Annotated in this window: 1 protein-coding gene; it reads left to right on the plus strand. The window is 43.5% G+C overall.

Translation table 11 applies throughout. The features are described from left to right. Positions 1–209, plus strand: a 209-nt coding sequence (locus LKX83_RS33645; RefSeq protein ID WP_227887665.1) for a GerAB/ArcD/ProY family transporter, incomplete at both ends; no start/stop codon positions are given.

Genomic DNA, 209 nt, shown 5'->3' on the forward strand with positions numbered 1-209 from the left:
TTTTATTCTGATGCTGATGTATCTTACCGCGACCTCAAGCAATACGAATTATGATTTTATCTATGGTGGACAAGATGGGGCGATCGCCAATTTAATCGCCATCCCGCTTGGGATTTTTACGATGTATCTACTTTTTCAGTTGCAGAGGCGTCATCCGGAAAAGACATTGTTCGAGTATGCCGAGGCTATTCTTGGTACATGGCTAGGCA

Source organism: Cohnella baijiui, from assembly GCF_020731285.1.
Lineage (GTDB): Bacteria > Bacillota > Bacilli > Paenibacillales > Paenibacillaceae > Cohnella.